Source organism: Streptomyces sp. NPDC005899, assembly GCF_040629645.1.
Taxonomy (GTDB): Bacteria; Actinomycetota; Actinomycetes; order Streptomycetales; family Streptomycetaceae; genus Streptomyces.
The window spans coordinates 1-3,988 of record NZ_JBEXWB010000466.1; the positions used below are offsets into that span (position 1 = coordinate 1).

The following is a 3,988-nucleotide window of genomic DNA, read 5'->3' on the forward strand; positions in this document are numbered from 1 at the left end:
GCGGCCGCGGGCGCGGCGGCGGGCGCTGACGGGACCGGCCCGGTCGCGTCGCGGCGTGCCCGGCGCTTGCCGCGCGGGGGGACGACGTGCTGGAGCTGCGACATGTCGAGGGAGCTCTGGGGGCGCGAGGTGGCGCCGATGCCGTGGGCGATGCCGGGGGCGGGGCCGGTGGTGATCATGTCGCGCGGGACGATGAGCACGGCTCGGACGCCGCCGTACGCGGACTGCCGCAGGGACACCTTGAGTTGGTACATGCGCGCGAGCCGGCCGACGACGGCCATGCCGAGGCGGGGGGATTCGCCGAGGTCGTTCATGTTGATGCCGGCCTGCGCCTGGGCCAGCATGTTCTCCGCCCGGGCACGGGCCTCCTCGCTGAGGCTGACACCGCCGTCCTCGATCTCGATGGCGATGCCGGTCTGCACCTCGACCGCGGTGACGTGGACGCGGGTCTGCGGCGGCGAGTAGCGCGTGGCGTTGTCGAGGAGCTCGGCGCAGGCGTGGATGAGCGGCTCCACCGCGGTGCCGACGATGGCGACCTTGGCGATGGAGTGCAGGTCGATGCGCTGGTATTCGAGGATCCGGGACATCGCGCCGCGCAGCACGCTGAACAGCGGTACGGGCTTGGGCCACTGGCGGCTGGGACGGGCGCCGCCGAGTACGGCGATGGAGTCGGCGAGCCGCCCGATCAGCGCGGTGCCGTGGTCGATCCGCAGGAGGTCGTCGAAGACCTCGGGGTTGCGCCCGTGGTGGTCCTCCATCTCCCGGAGCTCACTGGCCTGCCGGTGGACGATGGCCTGGACGCGGCGGGCGACGCTGACGAAGGCGCGTTGCGCGGAGTCGCGCATGGCCTCCTCGTTGTCGACGATGTCGAGGATCTTCAGGACGAGGGCCCGCTGGGACCTGGGCAGGTTGCGGTAGGTCTCGTCCGCGTCGATCACGTCGCGCATCACCTCCTGCGGGGAGTTGCTCGCGCGCAGCCTGCGGATCGCGGCGGGGAGCAGCTCCTCGGTGAGCCTGACGGTCTCCTGGTCGTGCGCCGCGATGCGGTGTTCCAGGTAGGCGACGCGCTGTTCGTACCCGGCCCGCTGGACTCGCGTCGCGCGGCGCGCGCGGTGGAGTGCGACGGCGAGCGCGGCGACCACGACCGTGGCGATCGCACCGCACCAGACGACGGCCGCCCGGGCGGTGCCGGTCAGGGGCACCGCGCCGGCCGCGGTGGCCCCGGCCGTCAGGACGACGGGCAGGAGCGCCGCGCGGACCGCGGGGATGTCTCTTCTTGTCGGCGGTGATTCAACACGGACCATCTAAACCCTCTGGCGGTTGATTCGGGAGGTAGCGGCACTTGCCCGGACAGTTGTGAACAAGTGCTCGAATTCATATCAACTCGACTTCACTGCGCGTGAGCCTAGCCAGATCAGAACAGCGCCTCGGCATATTCGCCCAACCCCCTGCGCGAGCACTCAGGCGGTAATACACTCGCCAGTTTTCGCACTCAGCGCCTTCGCGCGTGCGCGGTGAGTGACGGAGGGAGTGAATAGGCGGAAAGCGGGCCGGTCCGTCCTGTCCAGCGGGACAATGCGCCGGTGAGACCGCACTGCTTCCTCACACGGGTTTCCAGCAAGAAGCCCCGAAGAATCGCACACCAAGGCGAATTCCTGTCGTAGGTACGAATTCGCTTGGACCGCAGAGCGGGACAATGGCACATGTGATCGAACCCGATCGAAAGGAGCGGAAGCATGCTCGACGGACGGGTGTACGGGGAGACCACCTCGACCCCACCGGCCGGGAACTACACCATCGAGTCGCTGGACACCGGCCTGCGACTGATGCAGTTGTTCCTCACCGAGGAGACACTCACCGTGACCGAGGCCGCCCGCCGGCTGGCCGTCGGGCGCTCCACCGCCCACCGCGTCCTGAGCACCCTTCAGGGGCGCGGCTTCGCGGTCCGCGACCCCTCGGGCCGCGGTTACGAGGCGGGCCCCGAACTCCTGCGCCTGGGCAGCCCGGCCGGCTTCGACCCGGCGGTGCGCGCACGGCTCGGGGCCGTACTGGACGACGCGGCCCGGCGGACCGGTGAGACGGTGCAGACCGCGGCGCTGATCGGCGACCGGATCCTGGTCACCGACGGCCGGGAGTCGTCGCACCCGGTGCGGGTGATGCTGGAGACCGGCCGTACCCGCTGGGCGCACGCGACCGCCGTCGGCAAGGTCCTGCTCGCCCGGCTCACCGAGGACCAGCTGTGCGAGCTCTACCCGCAGGAGCGGCTGCCCGCGGTCACCACGCACACGGTGGTGTCCAGGGCCGCGCTCCTCACGGAACTGGCGGAGGTCCGCGAGCTGGGCCGCGCCTTCAGCCGCGGGGAGTCCGTTTCCGGACTGCACGCCGTCGCCGTGCCCCTGACGGGTTCGGGCAGACGCACCCGGATCGCTCTCGGCGCGTCCGCCCCCGCCGGCCGCGGCGACGACGCGGCGCTGGCCGAGCGGGCCGGCCGGCTGCGGCGGTCCGCCGCGGCGCTGCTCACGGACGGCGGGCCACGGTGACCTCGCTCCGCCTCAGCGGCGTCCGCCGCCGAGGCGGCCCTCCAACTGCACGAGCAGTGTGCTGAGTTGTCCGCTCAGCCCGTCGCGGGTGCTCTCGTCCAGGCCCGAGAGCACCGAGCGTTCGTAGGCGAGCTGTTCGGGCAGGATGCGGTCCACCAGGTCGCGGCCCTCGGCCGTCAGCCCGAGGTGGGCGACCCTGCGGTCCCTGGCGTCGCTGCGCCGTTCCACGAGGCCGCTCTCCTGGAGGACCCGGAGCCTCTTGGTGACGGCGGCGCCGGAGGAGAAGGTCTCCCTGGCCAGTTCGCCGGGGGTGAGCTCGCGGCCGCTCCGGCGCAGGGCGCCGAGCAGGTCGAATTCGGCCCGGTTCAGTCCGGCGGCGCGCAGCGGGGCGTCCTCCGCCTGCTGCAGCAGTGCCGAGCAGCGGTTGATGCGGCCGATGAGTTCCATCGGCCCGGTGTCGAGCTCGGGGTTGACGGCGTGCCACTGCCGTACCACCGAGGCAACGATGTCGTCGCTCACGCCGCTCCGTCCGCAGGGGGCAGGGCGATCAGTCCCTGCCGATGTGCTGTCATCGCGAGCGTACGGTGTCCGGCCTGTTCGGCGGCGAGCATGTCCTGCTCGGGCAGGGCGCGCTGCCACCACTCCCCGGCGGCGACGTCGCTCGCCTCGCGCAGTTCGACGAGGCAGGACGTGAGGTGCCTGCGGGCGGCCTCGAGGGCGAGGGCGTCACCGGCCGGGTCGGCGAGGAGCCGCTCGGCCCGGGCGCGGGCCTCCCCGGTCGCGGCGAGGGCCCGCTCCACCTGGCCGCCCGCCCTGCGGTTGGGCACGGCGACGGCCACCAGGAAGCCGACCGCGGCGCCCACGAGCGTGTCCAGGGCGCGGTCGCCGATGAGCTCCCCGGCCGGATGGAACCCGGCGAACTCGACGACGAGCAGGGCCATCGGGGTGACGGCGACCGAGCCGAGCCAGTAGTTGCGGGTGATCAGTGCCTCGGCGGCGAAGTTGAAGCACAGGACGCACAGGACGAGGGCGAGGGGGCCGGTCCGGGCGACCGGGACGACCGCGGCGAAGACGAGGACGCCGACGAGGTTGCCGACCGTGCGCTGCAGGGCCCGGCTCCAGGTCAGGGAGAGGTTGGGCTGGTAGACGGAGGCCGCGGTGACGATGGCCCAGTACGGGCGCCCCACGCCGAACGCGCAGGACACGTAGCCGGCCAGCGCGCAGCCGATGAGGGTGCGGACGGCGATCGGCAGGACGGGCGAGCCGGGGCGCAGGGCGCGCAGGAGCCTGCGCCGGGCCTCGTGCCGCCCTCGCCTGATCCGCTGTCCGGCCCGCTCGGCGTCGATCCCGAACAGTTGCTCGACGGTGCCGGGGGCGGGCGGGGGGCTGGGCACGGGGCCCCGCCCGCGGGTCCGCGCCGCCCAGGCGCGGAGCTGCTCGGCGTCGGC

The 3,988-nt window shown here is 72.9% G+C and carries 4 protein-coding genes; 1 reads left to right on the plus strand and 3 read right to left on the minus strand.

The annotated features are described in order from the left end of the window. Window positions 1–1,304, minus strand: a 1,304-nt coding sequence (locus ABZ371_RS29955; RefSeq protein ID WP_358685473.1) for an ATP-binding protein, incomplete at its 3' end; no start/stop codon positions are given. Between the two features lie 432 nt (window positions 1,305–1,736). Between ABZ371_RS29955 and ABZ371_RS29960 the strand changes: the two genes are divergently transcribed. Then, window positions 1,737–2,540, plus strand: a complete 804-nt coding sequence (locus ABZ371_RS29960; RefSeq protein ID WP_358685476.1) for an IclR family transcriptional regulator — start codon at window positions 1,737–1,739, stop codon at window positions 2,538–2,540. A 12-nt stretch (window positions 2,541–2,552) separates the two neighbouring features. Here ABZ371_RS29960 and ABZ371_RS29965 read toward each other — a convergent pair whose 3' ends face one another. Continuing rightward, window positions 2,553–3,059, minus strand: coding sequence for a MarR family transcriptional regulator (locus tag ABZ371_RS29965; RefSeq protein WP_358685478.1), 507 nt, complete (start codon window positions 3,057–3,059; stop codon window positions 2,553–2,555). After that, a partial coding sequence (locus tag ABZ371_RS29970) for an FUSC family protein (RefSeq protein WP_358685480.1) occupies window positions 3,056–3,988 on the minus strand: 933 nt, incomplete at its 5' end. The genes ABZ371_RS29970 and ABZ371_RS29965, both read right to left, overlap by 4 nt.

Coding starts and splice junctions, on each gene's coding strand:
- ABZ371_RS29960 (WP_358685476.1), top strand. CDS start 1,737: ATGCTCGACGGACGGGTGTACGGGGAGACCACCTCGACCCCACCGGCC.